Source organism: Pseudomonas sp. LB3P81 (assembly GCF_054897965.1).
The window spans coordinates 1,423,447-1,441,434 of sequence record NZ_JBUBVG010000001.1; the positions used below are offsets into that span (position 1 = coordinate 1,423,447).

11 protein-coding genes are annotated in these 17,988 nt (G+C 60.1%); 6 read left to right on the forward strand and 5 right to left on the reverse strand.

What is annotated here, in order from left to right; genetic code table 11:
- Nucleotides 1–210: 210 nt before the first annotated feature.
- Nucleotides 211–3,699 (reverse strand): chromosome segregation protein SMC, encoded by a 3,489-nt coding sequence (gene smc, locus ACYZTL_RS06565; RefSeq protein WP_461951090.1) that lies wholly within the window; start codon nucleotides 3,697–3,699, stop codon nucleotides 211–213.
- 2 nt (nucleotides 3,700–3,701) lie between these two features.
- Nucleotides 3,702–4,361 (reverse strand): GntR family transcriptional regulator, encoded by a 660-nt coding sequence (locus tag ACYZTL_RS06570; RefSeq protein WP_461951091.1) that lies wholly within the window; start codon nucleotides 4,359–4,361, stop codon nucleotides 3,702–3,704.
- Between the two features lie 268 nt (nucleotides 4,362–4,629).
- Here ACYZTL_RS06570 and xdhA point away from each other — a divergent pair, with 268 nt between their 5' ends.
- From xdhA to guaD, 4 genes are all read left to right on the forward strand, one after another.
- Complete coding sequence (xdhA, locus tag ACYZTL_RS06575) at nucleotides 4,630–6,084, forward strand: xanthine dehydrogenase small subunit (protein WP_461951092.1); 1,455 nt, start codon at nucleotides 4,630–4,632, stop codon at nucleotides 6,082–6,084.
- Nucleotides 6,077–8,476: a xanthine dehydrogenase molybdopterin binding subunit gene (xdhB, locus tag ACYZTL_RS06580; protein ID WP_461951093.1), complete on the forward strand. Its 2,400-nt coding sequence runs from the start codon at nucleotides 6,077–6,079 to the stop codon at nucleotides 8,474–8,476. Before xdhA ends, xdhB begins: the two co-directional genes overlap by 8 nt.
- A 116-nt stretch (nucleotides 8,477–8,592) precedes the next feature.
- Nucleotides 8,593–9,438, forward strand: a complete 846-nt coding sequence (gene xdhC, locus ACYZTL_RS06585) for a xanthine dehydrogenase accessory protein XdhC (protein ID WP_461951094.1) — start codon at nucleotides 8,593–8,595, stop codon at nucleotides 9,436–9,438.
- 8 nt (nucleotides 9,439–9,446) lie between these two features.
- Nucleotides 9,447–10,751, forward strand: a complete 1,305-nt coding sequence (gene guaD / locus ACYZTL_RS06590) for a guanine deaminase (protein ID WP_461951095.1) — start codon at nucleotides 9,447–9,449, stop codon at nucleotides 10,749–10,751.
- A 180-nt stretch (nucleotides 10,752–10,931) separates the two neighbouring features.
- On the opposite strand, the gene ACYZTL_RS06595 is transcribed toward guaD, so the two are convergent.
- Complete coding sequence (locus ACYZTL_RS06595) at nucleotides 10,932–11,696, reverse strand: GntR family transcriptional regulator (RefSeq protein WP_461951096.1); 765 nt, start codon at nucleotides 11,694–11,696, stop codon at nucleotides 10,932–10,934.
- Nucleotides 11,697–12,035: 339 nt separating this feature from the next.
- Between ACYZTL_RS06595 and ACYZTL_RS06600 the strand changes: the two genes are divergently transcribed.
- Nucleotides 12,036–13,226 (forward strand): benzoate/H(+) symporter BenE family transporter, encoded by a 1,191-nt coding sequence (locus ACYZTL_RS06600; RefSeq protein ID WP_461951097.1) that lies wholly within the window; start codon nucleotides 12,036–12,038, stop codon nucleotides 13,224–13,226.
- Nucleotides 13,227–13,370: 144 nt separating this feature from the next.
- On the opposite strand, the gene ACYZTL_RS06605 is transcribed toward ACYZTL_RS06600, so the two are convergent.
- Nucleotides 13,371–13,715, reverse strand: a complete 345-nt coding sequence (locus tag ACYZTL_RS06605; protein ID WP_095082694.1) for a YggL family protein — start codon at nucleotides 13,713–13,715, stop codon at nucleotides 13,371–13,373.
- 234 nt (nucleotides 13,716–13,949) lie between these two features.
- Here ACYZTL_RS06605 and dacB point away from each other — a divergent pair, with 234 nt between their 5' ends.
- Nucleotides 13,950–15,410, forward strand: a complete 1,461-nt coding sequence (gene dacB / locus ACYZTL_RS06610) for a D-alanyl-D-alanine carboxypeptidase/D-alanyl-D-alanine endopeptidase (RefSeq protein ID WP_461951098.1) — start codon at nucleotides 13,950–13,952, stop codon at nucleotides 15,408–15,410.
- A 106-nt stretch (nucleotides 15,411–15,516) separates the two neighbouring features.
- Here dacB and ACYZTL_RS06615 read toward each other — a convergent pair whose 3' ends face one another.
- Entirely contained in the window at nucleotides 15,517–17,907 is a 2,391-nt protein-coding gene (locus ACYZTL_RS06615; RefSeq protein WP_461951099.1) for a sensor domain-containing diguanylate cyclase, read from the reverse strand.
- Between the last annotated feature and the right edge of the window lie 81 nt (nucleotides 17,908–17,988).

Consider the following 17,988-nt stretch of genomic DNA (forward strand, 5'->3'; position numbering starts at 1 on the left):
CTTGTAAACCGCTTTAAAACGTGGCGCCAACTCTATGTTCTGACAGGCGTTTTGCCCACGTATACGAAAAATTTACATTAAACTAGCACGACCAAAGGCAACTTTACACCGTCTGTCACCGTGGCTTGCGCGAATATGTCGATTGGCCAGCAAGTAGAGGGAGGTAAATATGTCCTACAGACAAAAAACACCTGCCCTTCAAGCGCTGACTCAGGCATCCACCATCGCCATGGCCTCCTCGACATCCACTGCCACCAGACGCGAGCAGCCCGGTTCGTGCATCGTCACCCCCATCAATTGATCGGCCATTTCCATGGCGATCTTGTTGTGGGTGATATAGATGAACTGCACCGTCTGCGACATCTCTTTCACCAGCCGTGCGTAGCGTCCAACGTTAGCGTCATCCAGTGGCGCATCAACTTCATCGAGCATGCAGAACGGCGCCGGATTCAACTTGAAGATCGCAAAAACCAGGGCCAATGCAGTCAGGGCTTTTTCGCCGCCGGAGAGCAAATGGATGGTGCTGTTCTTCTTTCCGGGCGGCTGCGCCATGATCGTCACCCCTGTATCGAGTAGATCTTCGCCCGTCAGTTCCAAATACGCGCGACCTCCACCGAAAACTTTTGGGAAAAGCGCCTGTAAACCGCCATTGATCTGATCGAAGGTATCTTTGAAGCGGTTGCGGGTTTCCTTGTCGATCTTGCGAATCACGTTCTCGAGCGTGTCCAGCGCTTCCACCAGATCGTCGTTCTGCGCATCCAGATAACGTTTACGCTCGGATTGTTGCTGATATTCGTCGATGGCCGCGAGGTTGATTGCGCCGAGGCGCTGAATCCGCGCGGCAATGCGTTCGAGTTCTTCTTCGGCGTCCTTCTCGTTGGCCTCGGCCACCAGCGTAGCGAGCACCCCGTGCAGGTCGTAACCGTCTTCCAGCAACTGATCTTCCAGAGTCTTGCGGCGCACGGTCAGGGCTTGCCATTCCATGCGTTGCGTTTCCATCTGGCCACGAATCAACTGCGATTGCTGTTCGGCCTGATTGCGGCGCTTCTCGGCGTCACGCAGTTCGCGGTCGGCATCTTCCAGAGCAATTTGTGCGGTCTTGAGCTCTTCATCGACGGTCATGCGCTTGTCGAGCAACTCTTCCAGCTTCAGGCGTAGCTCTTCCAGCGGCGCCTCGCCCTCCTCCAGATTGAGGCTCAGCTGTTCGCGTTTCTCGGTCAGGCGCTCGGACTGCATTTCCAGCCGTTCCAGCGCCTGACGCGTCGAGTTGTGTTGCGCCTTGAGCGACCCCAGACGCACCGCCAATTGATGCGCATGATCCTTGTGTTGCCGCGCTTCCTGACGCACGCGATCCAGCCGTTCGCGCAGACTGTCGCGCTGGGCCAGCAGCAACTCACGTTGCTCGGTGTCCAGCGCCATGGCGTCCAGAGCGTCCTGCAATTGCAGACGCGCTTCACCGATGTTTTCGTGCTCCAGCGCGCGCTGTTCGGCCAGTTCGGTGAGTTCTTCATCGAGCCGGGTACGACGCAACGTCAGTTGCTCGACCTTGGCTTTGCCGGCGGACAACTGGGCTTTCAATTCACCTTGCTGACGCGCTTCGTCCTGCAACAAACGGCGCAAATGTTCGCGACCGTTTTCCTGCTGACGCTGTTGTGCCCTCAGATTTTGAAGTTGGGTTTCCAGGGTTTCGACCGTGGCTTCACGCTCCTCACGCTCGATGCTCAGCCGCTGGATTTCCTGACCCCGAGCCAGCACACCGCTTTCCGCTTCGCTGGCCCGGCGCACACGCAGAAAGTGTCGACCGACCCAATAACCGTCGCGACTGATCAAGCTCTGGCCGGCGGTCAACTGACTGCGCAGGGCCAAGGCCTGTTCGAGGCTTTCAACCGGTTTGACCTGCCCCAGCCAGGGCGACAGATCAATCTGCGCCTCGACCTTGTCGAGCAGGCTGCCGGGCACGCGCACGCCATCGCTAGCGGGACTGAGCAAACGCAAATCGCCCTGTGCAAAACCGGCCAGATCGAAATCGCCGAAATCATCCACCAACACCGCTTGCAGGTCGGCACCAAGCACGGTTTCCACCGCCAGCTCCCAACCGGCTTCTACTTTCAGGCCTTCGGCCAGTCGCGGGCGGTCAGCCAAGTGTTGCTCGCGCAGCCATTCAGCGGTGCCGGTGCCCGGATCGAGCGCGGCTTGCTGCAAGGCTTCCAGCGAGGCGAGGCGCCCGTTGAGGCGCTGCAAATCACCTTGCGCCTGTTGCTGTGCCGACAGTGCTTGCTGCAATTCCTGACGCAGCTGCTCAAGGCGCTCAACCTGCGCTTCTTCGCTGGCCTGCAAATCTTCCAGCGTCGCTTCGCTGGCGGCGAGTTGCTCGCTGAGTTCCATGATTGCCGCATCTTCCGGGTCCGCCGAAAGCAACGCGCGCTCTTCGCCAAGACGCTTCTGGCGATCCGCCAAACGCTCCATGCTGGTTTCCAGCTGCTGAATGCGCGACTGCTGAACTTCGGATTGGCGACGCGGCTCGGCGGCCGTCAGGTTGAACGTGTCCCACTGCTCCTGCCAGCCGTGCATGGTGGTTTCGGATTCTTCCAGCGCGGCGGCGGCCTCTTCGGCAGCGGCGCTGGTGACTTCCTGCTCCGGCGTGAGCATGTCCAGTTCTTCGCCGAGGGTCAGCAGCAACGTGCGGTCGTGGCCCAGATGCGACTCGGTTTCCAGCCGCGCGCGCTCGGCTTCCTTCAGATCGTCCTGCAACTGACGCAGACGTTGCTGACCATGCTGGATGCTCTGCTCGACCCGGGCGATGTCGCCGCCGACCGAATAGAAGCGCCCCTGCACCAGATTGAAGCGCTCCGACAGGTCATGGTGCCCGTCCCGGAAGCGTTCGATGCTCGCGTCGGCGTTGCGCTGCTCGGCCACCAGCGCTTCGAACGTGACTTCCTGATTGCCGATGACCGCTTCGCGCTGACCAACCTGTTCGTTCAACGCCTGCCAGCGCAGGGCCGATAATTGGGCCTTGAGCTGCCGCTCCTCGCCCTTGTATTCCTGATACTTCTTGGCCGACTCGGCCTGGCGGTGCAAGCGTTCAAGCTGCCGCGCAAGCTCTTCGCGCAGGTCCGTCAGGCGTTCCAGGTTTTCGTGGGTGCGACGGATGCGGTTTTCGGTCTCGCGCCGGCGCTCCTTGTACTTGGAGATGCCCGCCGCTTCTTCAATAAAGTTGCGCAAGTCTTCGGGCTTGGACTCGATCAGCTTGGAGATCATCCCCTGCTCGATGATCGAGTAGCTGCGCGGGCCCAGGCCTGTGCCGAGGAAGATGTCGGTGATATCGCGGCGGCGGCATTTGGTGCCATTGAGGTAATAAGTGGTCTGGCTGTCGCGGGTCACTTTGCGGCGAATGGAGATTTCCGCATAGGCGGCGTATTCGCCGAGCAGGGTGCCGTCGGTGTTGTCGAACACTAGCTCGATGCTGGCCTGGCTCACCGGTTTGCGGCTGGTCGAACCGTTGAAGATGACGTCGGTCATCGACTCGCCGCGCAGGTTCTTCGCCGAACTCTCGCCCATCACCCAGCGTACGGCGTCGATGATGTTCGACTTGCCGCAACCATTGGGGCCGACCACTGCCGCCATGTTACTGGGGAAGTTCACCGTGGTCGGATCGACGAAGGATTTGAACCCCGCCAGTTTGATGCACTTGAGCCGCACGCTTAAGCGTCCGTCAGGGCAGAGACCACCAGATCGCAACTGCGCTCGGTGTAAGCCGTCAGCACTTCGCGAATCTGCGGAAAGTCACGGGCCAGCACCGCCGCGAGCAAGCGTTCGAACAGCTCGAGGAACTCGCTCATCGAGGCCTTGCGCTGCTCAAGGGCGAGAAAGTACGCGCGACTCATGGCCGGCTGCAGGTTCTCGACGGTTTCCTGCAAGTACGGGTTATTGGCAAACGGGTACGCGGCGCGCATCACATTGAAGCTGTCGTCAACGAAGGTGCGAATGTCCTGCTGCTCGTAACTGGCGGTCAGGCGCTGCTGAATCTGCACGAACGGTGCCATGTCGGCCTGGACTTGCCAGCCTTTGGCCACGGCGTTGCCGAGCAGGATGTACAGCTCGCTCATCAGCGTGCACAGGCTCTGCACCTTGTGGGCGGTGAGTTCGGTCACGTGGGCGCCGCGTCGCGGCAAGATCGCGATCAGGTGGCGTCGCTCGAGGATCAGCAAGGCTTCGCGGACCGAACCGCGGCTGACATTGAGGGCCAGCGTGACTTTCTGTTCCTGGATGCGCTCCCCAGGCTTCATTTCGCCACGAATGATGCGTTCGGCGAGGTGGTGAGCAATTTGCTCGGCGAGGCTGTCCGGCGCCTTGAACGTCATGGTTGTCCCTTAAAACTCTTCGATCTGCACAAGCGCCGCAGTGTAGCGCACATGAAGGGTCATGGCGGAGTGCCCACTCGGCGGTTTTTGGCACGAATCCAGCAAAAAAGCAGGCAATCCCGCGAGGGTCAATAATGAAGGAACAGTTTGTTGATCGACAAAATGTTATTTCCTGACCCTTAAGTCAGAAAATCATTGACCCGAAAGTCAGACCTGATAAATTCGGTCCACGTCGGTTAACAACAATAATGAGTCTGCGAGGCCTTCCGTGATCCAGTTTTTACTAAACCAGGAACTCCGTAGCGAGCACGCCCTGGACCCGAACCTGACCGTGCTCAACTATCTGCGCGACCATGTGGGCAAACCCGGCACCAAAGAAGGCTGCGCCAGCGGTGACTGTGGCGCGTGTACCGTGGTGGTCGGCGAGTTGCAAACGGATGACGATGGCCGCGAACACATTCGCTATCGCAGCCTCAACTCGTGCCTGACGTTCGTTTCGTCGTTGCACGGCAAACAACTGATCAGCGTCGAAGACCTCAAGCACAAAGGCGAGCTGCACAGCGTGCAGAAAGCCATGGTCGAGTGCCATGGCTCGCAGTGCGGCTTCTGCACCCCCGGTTTCGTGATGTCGCTGTTCGCATTGCAAAAGAACAGCGATCAACCGGACTCGCATAAAGCGCACGAAGCGTTGGCGGGCAACCTCTGCCGCTGCACCGGCTACCGGCCGATTCTGGAAGCCGCCGAGCAATCCTGCTGCGGCAAGCAACCCGACCAGTTTGACGCGCGCGAAACCGAGACCATCGCGCGCCTGAAGGCCATTGCCCCTACCGATATCGGTGAACTCAACAGTGGCGACAAGCGCTGCCTGGTGCCGCTGACCGTGGCCGATCTGGCCGACCTCTACGATGCTTATCCGCAAGCCCGCCTGCTGGCCGGCGGTACGGACCTGGCGCTGGAAGTCACCCAGTTCCACCGCACGTTGCCGGTGATGATTTACGTCGGCAACGTCGCCGAAATGAAGCGCATCGAACGCTTCGATGATCGCCTGGAAATCGGCGCCGCCACCGCCCTCTCCGACTGCTATGAAGCCTTGAAAGCCGAGTACCCGGATTTCGGCGAACTGCTGCAACGCTTTGCATCTTTGCAGATCCGCAACCAGGGCACCCTCGGCGGCAACATCGGCAACGCCTCGCCAATTGGTGACTCGCCACCGCTGCTGATCGCCCTCGGTGCGCAAATCGTCCTGTGCAAAGGTGAGACACGCCGCACCATGGCCCTGGAAGATTACTTCATCGACTACCGCGTCACTGCGCGCCAGGAAAGCGAGTTCATCGAGAAGATCATCGTGCCGCGTGCCAGTGCCGAACTGCTGTTCCGTGCATACAAGGTTTCCAAGCGTTTGGACGATGATATTTCCGCGGTGTGCGCGGCGTTCAACCTGCGCATCGAAAACGGTGTGATTGCTGATGCCCGCGTGGCGTTTGGCGGCATGGCTGCCATCCCGAAACGCGCCGCCAATTGCGAAGCCGTGTTACTCGGCTCACCGTTCAACAACGCCACCGTCGAACGCGCCTGCGCCGCACTGGCCGAAGATTTCACGCCGCTCTCGGACTTCCGCGCCAGCAAGGAATACCGCTTGCTCAGCGCGCAGAACCTGCTGCGCAAATACTTCATCGAATTGCAAACGCCGCACATCGAGACTCGGGTGACCGCTTATGTCTAACCATCACGCCGTAGAGAAGACCCAGGCCGAACTGGCTGAACTGTTCGCCAAGGACCTGACCACCGGTGTCGGCCGCAGCGTCAAGCACGACAGTGCCGCCAAGCATGTGTCCGGTGAAGCGCAGTACATCGACGACCGTCTGGAATTTCCGAATCAGCTGCACGTGTACGCCCGGCTGTCGGACCGCGCCCACGCGAAAATCATCAGCATCGACACCAAGCCCTGCTACGCCTTCGAAGGCGTGCGCATCGCCATCACCCACGAAGACGTGCCGGGGTTGAAAGACATCGGCCCGTTGCTGCCGGGTGATCCGCTGTTGGCCATTGATGATGTGCAATTCGTTGGTCAGCCGGTGCTTGCCGTCGCCGCAAAAGATCTGGAAACCGCACGCAAAGCCGCCATGGCCGCGATCATCGAATACGAAGATCTGGAGCCGGTGCTGGACGTGGTCGAAGCCCTGCGTAAACGCCACTTTGTGCTCGACAGCCACACGCATCAGCGTGGCGATTCGGCCGGTGCCTTGGCCACCGCTGAACATCGTATTCAAGGCACGCTGCACATCGGCGGTCAGGAACACTTCTACCTCGAAACCCAGATCTCTTCGGTGATGCCGACTGAAGATGGCGGGATGATCGTCTACTGCTCGACGCAGAACCCGACCGAAGTGCAGAAGCTGGTCGCCGAAGTGCTCGACGTTTCGATGAACAAGATCGTCGTCGACATGCGCCGCATGGGCGGTGGTTTCGGCGGCAAAGAAACCCAGGCCGCGAGCCCGGCGTGCCTGTGCGCGGTGATCGCGCACCTCACCGGCCAACCGACCAAGATGCGCCTGCCGCGCGTCGAAGACATGCTGATGACCGGCAAGCGTCACCCGTTCTACGTCGAGTATGACGTCGGCTTCGACAGCACCGGTCGCCTGCACGGTATCGCACTGGAACTAGCCGGTAACTGCGGTTGCTCGCCGGACTTGTCGGCGTCGATTGTCGACCGTGCGATGTTCCACGCCGACAACTCGTACTACCTGGGCGATGCAACCATCAACGGTCACCGCTGCAAAACCAACACCGCGTCGAACACCGCTTACCGGGGCTTCGGCGGTCCGCAAGGCATGGTCGCGATCGAAGAAGTGATGGATGCGATTGCCCGCCATCTGGCCCTCGATCCGCTGGCCGTGCGCAAGGCCAACTACTACGGCAAGACCGAGCGCAACGTCACCCATTATTACCAGACCGTCGAGCACAACATGCTCGAGGAAATGACCGCCGAACTGGAAGAAAGCAGCCAGTACGCCGAGCGCCGCGAAGCGATCCGTCGTTACAACGCCAACAGCCCGATCCTGAAAAAAGGCCTGGCGCTGACCCCGGTAAAATTCGGTATTTCGTTCACCGCCAGTTTCCTCAATCAGGCGGGTGCGCTGGTCCACGTCTACACCGACGGCAGCATCCACCTGAACCACGGCGGCACGGAGATGGGCCAAGGCCTGAACACCAAAGTCGCGCAGGTCGTGGCCGAAGTGTTCCAGGTGGAAATGGACCGCGTGCAGATCACCGCGACCAACACCGACAAGGTGCCGAACACCTCGCCGACCGCAGCTTCCAGCGGCGCCGACCTGAACGGTAAAGCTGCACAGAACGCCGCGGAAATCATCAAGCAGCGCCTGGTGGAATTTGCCGCTCGGCAATACAAGGTCAGCGAAGAAGATGTGGAATTCCACAACGGCCACGTGCGGGTTCGAGATCACATCCTGACCTTCGAAGCACTGATCCAGCAGGCGTATTTCGCGCAGGTTTCGCTGTCGAGCACCGGGTTCTACAAGACCCCGAAAATCTTCTACGACCGCAGCCAGGCGCGGGGGCGGCCGTTCTACTACTACGCCTTCGGTGCGGCGTGCTGTGAAGTGATCATCGATACCCTGACCGGCGAATACAAAATGCTGCGCACCGACATCCTCCACGACGTCGGCGCCTCGCTGAACCCGGCCATCGACATCGGGCAGGTCGAGGGCGGATTCATCCAGGGCATGGGCTGGCTGACCATGGAAGAGCTTGTCTGGAATGCGAAAGGCAAACTCATGACCAACGGCCCGGCGAGCTACAAGATTCCGGCCGTGGCAGATATGCCGCTGGACCTGAGGGTGAAGCTGGTGGAAAACCGCAAGAACCCGGAAGACACGGTGTTTCACTCCAAGGCTGTGGGCGAGCCGCCGTTCATGCTCGGTATTGCGTCGTGGTGTGCGATCAAGGACGCCGTGGCGAGCTTGGGCGATTACAGGCATCAACCGAAAATCGATGCACCGGCGACGCCGGAGCGGGTGTTGTGGGGGTGTGAGCAGATGCGGCAGTTGAAGGCGGCGAAGGCTGCCGAGACTGAAGTCGAGTTGGCTTCGCTCTGATACCGAGGCGCGGCCAATCGCTAGCAGGCTAGCTCCCACAGGGGAATGCGATCAACTGTGGGAGCTAGCCTGCTAGCGATGAGGCCCGGATAGACAACAGAAATGTCGAGGTGAATATGTACAACTGGATCGACGCCCTCGCCGACCTGCAAAACCGGGGCGAACCCTGCGTGTTGGTGACCATCATCGAAGAGCTCGGCTCGACGCCGCGCAATGCCGGTTCGAAGATGGTCATCAGTGCCAGCCAGACCTTCGACACCATCGGTGGCGGGCATCTGGAATACAAGGCCATGCAAATCGGCCGCGAGATGCTGGCCAGCGGCAAACAGGACACCCATCTGGAACGCTTCAGCCTCGGCGCCAGCCTCGGTCAATGCTGTGGCGGCGTGACCGTGTTGCTGTTCGAACCGATGGGCCAGGTCCAGGCACAGATTGCCGTGTTCGGCGCCGGCCATGTCGGTCGGGCGTTAGTGCCGCTGCTCGCCAGCCTGCCCTGCCGGGTGCGCTGGATCGATTCGCGGGAAGCGGAATTCCCTGAACAGATCCCCCACGGCGTACGCAAAATCGTCTCCGAAGAACCGGTGGACGAAATCGACAACCTGCCCGCCGGCAGCTATTGCATCGTCATGACCCACAACCACCAGCTCGACCTCGAACTTACCGCCGCGCTCCTCAAACGCAACGACTTCGCCTACTTCGGCCTGATCGGTTCGAAGACCAAACGGGTGAAGTTCGAACACCGTCTGCGCGACCGTGGTTTTGACAGCAGCGTGCTGCAACGCATGCGCTGCCCGATGGGCCTCGGCGAAGTCAAAGGCAAGTTGCCTGTGGAAATCGCCATCTCCATCGCCGGCGAAATCATCGCCACCTATAACGCGAATTTCGGCCAGCACACCGCCAGCGCCGGATCATCGATTGCCAAACTGCTGCCTGCTTCACGCCGCAGCCAAGCCTCCAACTGAGAACGCCCATGCCTCTGACTCGCAAAGCCTACCGCGCCGCCATTCTGCACAGCATCGCCGACCCCGCCGAAGTGGGCATCGAAGCCTCGTACGAGTATTTCGAGGACGGCTTGCTGGTGGTCGATAACGGCCAGATCAGCGCCCTCGGTCACGCCAGCGAATTGCTGCCGACCCTGCCGGCCGATATCGAGATCACTCATTATCAGGACGCGCTGATCACGCCCGGCTTCATCGACACCCACATCCACCTGCCGCAAACCGGCATGGTCGGTGCTTACGGCGAGCAGTTGCTGGACTGGCTCAACACTTATACGTTCCCGTGCGAAAGCCAGTTTGCCGACAAGGCCCATGCCGACGAAGTCGCGGACATTTTCATCAAGGAACTGCTGCGCAACGGCACCACCACCGCGCTGGTATTCGGCAGCGTGCACCCGCAATCGGTGAACTCGTTCTTCGAGGCCGCCGAGCAATTGGACCTGAGGATGATCGCCGGCAAGGTGATGATGGACCGCAACGCGCCGGACTACCTGACCGACACCGCCGAATCCAGCTACGTCGAAAGCAAGGCGCTGATCGAGCGCTGGCACGGCAAGGGTCGCCTGCACTACGCCGTCACTCCGCGCTTTGCGCCGACCAGCACCCCGGAACAACTGACCCTCGCCGGCCAGTTGCTGAGTGAATATCCGGACCTGTACATGCAGACCCACATCAGCGAAAACCTCAAGGAAGTCGAGTGGGTCAAGGAACTGTTCCCGGAGCGCAAAGGCTACCTCGACGTCTACGATCACTACCAATTGCTGGGCGAGCGCTCGGTGTTCGCCCACGGCGTGCACCTGTGCGACGACGAGTGCGCACGACTGGCGGAGACCGGTTCGGCGATTGCCTTCTGCCCGACCTCGAACTTCTTCCTCGGTAGCGGCCTGTTCAATTTGCCGATGGCCGAGAAGCACAAGCTGAATGTCGGTCTGGGCACGGACGTTGGCGGTGGCACCAGTTTCTCGCTGTTGCAGACGTTGAACGAGGCGTACAAGGTCATGCAGTTGCAAGGCGCGCGACTGAGCCCGTTCAAATCGTTGTACCTGGCGACACTCGGCGGTGCACGTGCACTGCGCCTGGAAGACAAGATCGGCACGCTGCAACCGGGCACCGATGCAGACTTCCTGGTGCTGGATTACAACGCTACGCCGTTGCTGAGTTATCGCTTGAAGCAGGCGAACAACATTGCCGAGACGTTGTTTGTGTTGATGACGCTGGGGGATGACCGGACGGTGTTGCAGACGTATGCGGCGGGGAGTCAGGTGCATCAGCGGTAAGGTTTTTCGGGCAAAAAAATCCCCCGTCGCATTACAAGCGCGGGGGATTTTTATTGCTTGTCATATCGCCTTCGCGAGCAAGCCCGCTCCCACATTTGATTTGGGTCGTACACAAATAATGTGTTCGCTGGAGATCAAATGTGGGAGCGGGCTTGCTCGCGAAGCAGGCGACTCGGTCTATCAGAGTTTCGCCGTCGGCCGCCCTGGCTTTTTGGTCTGCAACAAATGCGAGAACACCGCATGCAAATCATCCGACGCACTTTCCTCGTCGAGGTTGAGTTTGCTGTCGATGTGATCCATGTGATGCATCATCAAATTCACCGCCAGCTCACTGTTGCGCGCTTCAATGGCGTCGATCAGTTGGGTGTGCTCGTCGTAGGAACAGTGCGAACGGTTGCCGCTTTCGTATTGGGCGATGATCAACGAGGTCTGGGAAACCAGGCTGCGCTGGAAGCTGATTAGCGGTGCATTCTTCGCCGCTTCGGCCAGTTTCAGGTGAAACTCGCCCGACAGACGGATACCGGCACCGCGATCGCCACGGGAGAAGCTGTCGCGTTCGTCGTTGACCATCTGGCGCAATTCGGCAATCTGCTCGGCGGTGGCGTGTTGCACCGCCAGTTCAGTGATCGCCCGCTCGACCAGACGCCGGGCGAGGAACACCTGACGCGCTTCTTCGACACTCGGGCTGGCAACCACGGCGCCACGGTTCGGCCGCAGCAGCACGACGCCTTCATGGGCCAGGCGCGACAGCGCGCGGCGAATGATGGTGCGACTGACCCCGAAAATTTCCCCCAGCGCTTCTTCGCTCAACTTGGTGCCGGGCGCCAGGCGCTGTTCGAGGATGGCCTCGAAGATATGCGCGTAGACAATATCGTCCTGGGTGCCGCTGCGGCCGGCTTTGCCTGCTCGCGGTTGTTTCTTGAGGGGTTGCAACTGTTCGTTCATGGGCACTCGAGTCGGGAGAACTGCGGCGAATTGACCGTGACTGTAATACGGCACAGTGGGTCGCTGGCAAGTATCGCGTAAAAAACACCGCGATTGTACACAATGGACGGTGGCAACACGACTGTACGGCTGTTTGTCGCCTTCGCTGTATTGCAACGATTGCTTACGTTTGAGTTTAGGCTTTAACCCGGAATCCCGTAGGAGCTGTCGAGTGAAACGAGGCTGCGATCTTTTGATTTTGATTTTGATTTTGATTTTTCAAGATCAAAAGATCGCAGCCTCGTTTCACTCGACAGCTCCTACAGGACATCTACATACGTGAAAGGGAACATCGCTGTCATGAACGACGCAACGCACACGCAGCTCCGCCCTCTGGCCGATACGTCACCCTCGGCCATTGTCGCCGGCTTCATCGCGATGATGACCGGCTACACCAGCTCCCTGGTGCTGATGTTCCAGGCCGGGCAAGCGGCAGGGCTGACCAGTGGGCAGATTTCGTCGTGGATCTGGGCGATTTCCATCGGCATGGCGGTGTGCTCGATTGGCCTGTCCCTGCGTTATCGCACGCCGATCACCATTGCCTGGTCGACACCCGGCGCGGCGCTGCTGATCACCAGCCTGGGCGGTGTGAGCTACGGCGAAGCCATTGGCGCCTACATCACCTGCGCGGTGCTGGTCACGATTTGTGGATTGACCGGCAGCTTCGAACGCTTGGTAAAGAAGATTCCGGCGTCCTTGGCCGCCGCATTGCTGGCGGGGATCCTGTTCAAGATCGGCAGCGAAATTTTCGTCGCCGCCCAGCATCGCACCGCGCTGGTGCTGGGGATGTTTTTCACGTACCTGGTGGTCAAGCGCCTGTCGCCCCGCTACGCCGTACTCGCTGCATTGCTCATCGGCACGGCGTTGTCAGGGTTCATGGGGCTGCTGGATTTCAGCGCGTTTCACCTGGAAGTGGCGACGCCGGTCTGGACCACGCCGCACTTCTCCCTGGCCGCGACCATCAGCATCGGCATCCCGCTGTTCGTGGTGGCGATGACGTCGCAGAACATGCCCGGCATCGCCGTGCTGCGCGCCGACGGCTATAACGTGCCGGCTTCTCCGCTGATCACCACCACCGGCATCGCCTCGCTGCTGCTGGCACCGTTCGGTTCCCACGGGATCAACCTCGCCGCCATCAGCGCGGCGATCTGCACCGGCCCGCATGCCCACGAGGATCGCAACAAGCGTTATACGGCGGCGGTCTGGTGCGGGATTTTCTACGGGATCGCCGGGGTCTTCGGCGCGACGCTGGCGGCGCTGTTTGCCGCGTTGCCGAAAGAACTGGTGCTGTCGATTGCGGCGCTGGCGTTGTTCGGTTCGATCATCAATGGTTTGAGCATTGCCATGGCGCAAGTGAAGGAACGTGAGGCGGCGTTGATCACCTTTATGGTCACGGCGTCGGGGCTGACGCTGTTTTCCATCGGGTCAGCGTTCTGGGGGATTGTGGCGGGGGTGTTGACGCTGGTGATTCTGAACTGGCGTAAAGCCTGAAAACAAAAGATCGCAGCCTCGTTTCACTCGACAGCTCCTACAGGGGATCGCATTTCAATGTAGGAGCTGTCGAGTGAAACGAGGCTGCGATCCTTTGATCTTCACAAAAAAACGGCGACCCTCGGGTCGCCGTTTTTCATGACATCAAGCTACCGGATTGATCGGCTTTTCCGGGTACCAGACGTCCAGCAGCGGGCTGACTTCAACGCTGGTCAGCTCGGTGCGGCCTTTGAGCCAGGCTTCAACGGCAGCGCGCTGTTCAGCGCTGACCGAACCACGTTTCTGCAGGCAAACCAGACCGAAGTCGTCGCCGCCAACATAGCCCAGACCGTTGGCTTCCATGGCTTCTTTCAGGAACGCGTCGAGGAAAGCATCAATGGCTTCATCAGCCAAATCTTCTTTGAAATCCAGGTTCAGTTCGAAACCCAGCTCTTGAAATTCATCGACGCACAGTTTTTTGCGCAGACGCTGGGAACGGTTAGTCGCCATTGGAACAATCCTCATAAGTAATAACGGGCGGCACTTTAGCAGTTTAAGCCGCCAATTGCCCGACTCTCTGGGCGCAACGAGTTACCGTCGGTAAAAAATAGCGGATTAGAAGACGCGGGCACGGCACAAGCCGCTACACCTTGGGGCATAATGCCGACACTTTCATGACCACCGAGGGAATTTATCTTCATGCCCTCGTCTTTTTTCCCCCTCGACTGCAGGGTTCTATTTCAGATGATCAAATCTTTGCGTCCACTGTTGCTGGCCAGTCTTCTTCTTCCCCTGGCCCTCCCCGCTTCCGCCGCCACCATCAACACCGCGCTGTCGCCCAACGTCGAAAAAGCCCTGAAGGCCAGCAAGTTGCAGGACAACGCCCTGTCGCTGGTGATGATCCCGCTTAACGGCCCCGGCACCCCGACCATTTTCAACGCTGACGTCTCGGTCAACCCGGCCTCCACCATGAAACTGGTGACCACGTACGCCGCGCTGGAAATGCTCGGCCCGAACCATCAGTGGAAAACCGAGTTCTACACCGACGGCACGCTCAGCGGCGGCATTCTCAACGGCAACCTCTACCTCAAGGGTGGCGGCGATCCGAAACTGAACATGGAAAAACTCTGGCTGCTGATGCGCGACCTGCGCGCCAACGGCGTGACGCAAGTCACCGGCGACCTGGTGCTGGATCGTGGCTTCTTCGTGCAACCGCAATTGCCCGAATTCAACGATGACGGCAATGACGAGAACAAACCGTTCCTGGTCAAACCCGATTCGCTGCTGGTCAACCTCAAGGCCTTGCGCTTCGTGGCGCGCAACGACAACGGCCGGGTGCTGATTTCGGTCGAACCGCCGATTTCCAGTATCCGCATCGAAAACCAGGTCAAGGCCGTCAACTCCAAGCAATGCACCGGTGGCGTGCGTTACAACCCGGTGACCCAGGCCGATGGCACCGTGAACATAACCGTCGGCGGTCAGCTGGGCGAAGGCTGCAGCTCCCAGACTTACCTGTCGTTGCTCGACCACGCGACCTATACCGCGGGCGCGGTCCGGGCGATCTGGAAAGAACTGGGTGGCAGCATTCAGGGCAAGGATGTTCTGGCATCCACGCCAAAAGACGCCAAGGTGCTGGCTCGCGCCTTCTCGCCGGACCTGGCGGAAATCATCCGTGACATCAACAAGTACAGTAACAACACCATGGCTCAGCAGTTGTTCCTGAGCCTGGGCCAGAAATTCCGCACCGACGCCGACGCCGACGACGCCAAAGCGGCCCAGCGCGTGGTGCGTCAGTGGCTGGCGAAAAAAGGCATCACCGCGCCGCACCTGGTGATGGAAAACGGTTCCGGCCTGTCCCGTGCAGAACGTGTCAGTGCTCGTGAAATGGCCGCGATGCTGCAAGCCGCATGGCACAGCCCGTACGCCGCCGAGTTCATCAGCTCGATGCCGATTGCCGGCACCGACGGCACCATGCGTAAACGCCTGAAGACCACCGCGATGCGCGGTGAAGCCCACGTCAAGACCGGCACCCTGAACACCGTGCGCGCGATCTCCGGCTTCAGCCGTGACGTCAACGGCAATACCTGGGCAGTGGTGGCGATCCTCAACGACAAGGCACCGTTTGGTGCGTCGTCGGTGCTGGATCAGGTGCTGCTGGATTTGTATCGCCAGCCGAAACTGCCTGATACGGCTTCGGTTCTGTAACCCTTAAAATCAAAAGATCGCAGCCTTCGGCAGCTCCTACGGGGTCATGTGTACACCTGTAGGAGCTGCCGAAGGCTGCGATCTTTTCAATTCACCGCAGAATCGCCTAGCTTATCTCGCCTTCAACCCGATCACGCCCAGCCTGCTTCGCCGCATAAACCCCCGAGTCAGCCCGCAATAGCAGCGCATCCGCGCCTTCGTCGACGCGCCAACTGGCGATCCCGAAACTCGCGGTGACGATCCCGACGTCGTCGATCGGCGAGCTGCGCAAGGCTTGCCACAACTCCAGCGCCAGCACATGGGCCTTTTCGCCGTCGATGTCCGGGCAGAGCACCATGAACTCCTCACCGCCCAGGCGACAGAACACGTCGGTGCGCCGCAGCCGATGACCAATACGCTCGCACACCGCTTGCAACACCCGATCGCCCACCGCATGACCGTGCTGGTCATTGATGCGTTTGAAGTGGTCGATGTCGAGCATGATCACGGACAACTCGCCGCCACCGCGCTCGACCCGGGCCATTTCAGTGGTCAGGCGCTCCTGGAAATAGCGGCGGTTGTGAATCCCGGTCAGCGAGTCAGTAATCGACAGCGCCCGCAACTCTTCTTCCACCCGTTTCAAGTCGGAGATGTCCGAGACGTAGCCATGCCAGAGCACGCCGCCACCGGGCAGTTCCTCCGGCGTCGCTTCACCTCGGACCCAGCGCAGGCCACGTACCGGCAGCAGCACACGGTATTCCTCGCGCCACGGGCTGAGCGTGTCCGCCGACGCCCGGATGGAGGCGCGAACCCGGCTGGTGTCCTGGGGATGAATCCGGGTGAAAATCGATTCAGCGTCGAGCAGCATCACCTCCGGTTCGAGCTCATAGATTTCGCGGATGCCATCGCTGGCGTAGATCACACTGAAGCGTCCGTCGAACTCCATCTTGAACTGGTAAATCCCGCCGGGCAGATGGGCGCTGAGTTTCTTCAATAACACATCCCGTGCGGCGAGCGCCTCGTACACCCGCTTGCGCTCGGTGACGTCGATGCAGACTGCCAGGTGCCCGACCCACAGACCTTGCTCGTCGAGTACCGGGGTCGCCAGCATGTTCACCGTCAAATGGCTGCCGTCGTCGCGAACCAGGGTCCACTCCCGCGCTTCGTGACCGCCCTCTTCACCGCCCTCGACCAACATCGCCTGGCAGGTCGGAATCGGCTTGCCATAGCGCGCGCTCAACTCCGCCGAGCGCGCCTCCAGTTCCCGGGGCAAATGCAGATTTTCCAGGGTCATGTGCCCCACCACATCAGCGCTGGAATAGCCGAGCATCTGCTCCGCCCCGGCATTGAACGTGCTGATGATGCCGCGCAGGTCGGTGGCGATGATCGCCACTTGAGTCGCGGCATTCAGCACGCCGCGCAACTGACCATGGGTGCCGCGCAGTTCCTGCTCACGGGCGCGCAGCTCCTGGGTCCGCTGCTCGACCATTTTCAACGCCCTTTGCCGCTGACTGACCAGCACATAAAGCAGTGCGCTGAGCATCAGACTGAGCAAGCCACCCAGCACCACAACGCTAGTGACCGAAGAATGGTTGGCTTTCAGGAAGGCCTCGCTGGGCTGGATATCGACTTGATAGTTGTGATCGGCAAGCCGCAGCAGCCGGGTCGCGGCCAACTCACTGACGGCGGGCCCGTTGGGGGATTCATAGAGCACTTCGTGCTGATCGTCAGTGGACAAGTCGAGGATGCGCACCGACAGATAATCGCGGCTCGCCTCCGGCAACCCGTCGGCCAGCAACTGACGCATGCTGATCACCGCCATCACGTAACCGTAGGGTTTGGTTTGCGGACTGTTGCCGGACAGAACCGGCGCAACCAACAGCACACCCCGGGCATAGGCCGGCTCGATGCTGACCAGGTACATCGGCTGCGACACCGCCATCCTGGCGCTCTGGTCGGCCCGTTCGAGGGTTGAACGGCGCAGAGGTTGCGCCAGCAAGTCGTAACCCAGCGGCGCACCGAGTCGGCTTTGCGTCTGGCTGTACAGCACCACCACGTACTCATCCCGTTCGGCCGCCAGTTGCAGCTGGCCGTCGGCATTGAGCTCACGAATGCTGAAGTCGGATAAACCTTCCTCACGTACCTGGCGCTCAAATTCAGCGCGCTCGGCACCGCTGACCCGCTGGGCAAACGTATAGGCCTGGGTTCGGTGCAGCAGAGGTTGGGTGTAGCCGTTGAATTCCTCGCGGTCGACCACATCGGAATTGGTGAAGAACCGGCGCAGGCCGTCGAGGCGCTGTTCCTGATCTTCGAAACGCTCTTCGATACGGCTGTAACGTTCACTGGCCATCAGCTGGAAACGTTGCCGCAATTGTTGGTGGAACAGATTCAGGGTCGACCAGGCCAACAGCCCCGTGAGAACGCCGCCAACGACCAATACCAGCAGCGCGACCAGCCAGGCCGAAACGTCTTCACTGATAAAACCCAGGATCTTGGGGCGCACGGAGTGCAACGACATAGAGGCAACTCAAAACGCCAGGTGCCGGAAAAGCCCATTGGCCATGCGTTGAGTTATAGCGATTAGCCATCAATTTGACCA

What these genes read in the sequence shown, in the direction of transcription:
- dacB (WP_461951098.1), top strand. Translation starts at nt 13,950, where the DNA reads ATGATCAAATCTTTGCGTCCACTGTTGCTGGCCAGTCTTCTTCTTCCC.
- ACYZTL_RS06600 (WP_461951097.1), top strand. Translation starts at nt 12,036, where the DNA reads ATGAACGACGCAACGCACACGCAGCTCCGCCCTCTGGCCGATACGTCA.
- guaD (WP_461951095.1), top strand. Translation starts at nt 9,447, where the DNA reads ATGCCTCTGACTCGCAAAGCCTACCGCGCCGCCATTCTGCACAGCATC.
- xdhC (WP_461951094.1), top strand. Translation starts at nt 8,593, where the DNA reads ATGTACAACTGGATCGACGCCCTCGCCGACCTGCAAAACCGGGGCGAA.
- ACYZTL_RS06605 (WP_095082694.1), bottom strand. Translation starts at nt 13,715, where the DNA reads ATGGCGACTAACCGTTCCCAGCGTCTGCGCAAAAAACTGTGCGTCGAT.
- ACYZTL_RS06570 (WP_461951091.1), bottom strand. Translation starts at nt 4,361, where the DNA reads ATGACGTTCAAGGCGCCGGACAGCCTCGCCGAGCAAATTGCTCACCAC.
- ACYZTL_RS06615 (WP_461951099.1), bottom strand. Translation starts at nt 17,907, where the DNA reads ATGTCGTTGCACTCCGTGCGCCCCAAGATCCTGGGTTTTATCAGTGAA.
- ACYZTL_RS06595 (WP_461951096.1), bottom strand. Translation starts at nt 11,696, where the DNA reads ATGAACGAACAGTTGCAACCCCTCAAGAAACAACCGCGAGCAGGCAAA.
- xdhB (WP_461951093.1), top strand. Translation starts at nt 6,077, where the DNA reads ATGTCTAACCATCACGCCGTAGAGAAGACCCAGGCCGAACTGGCTGAA.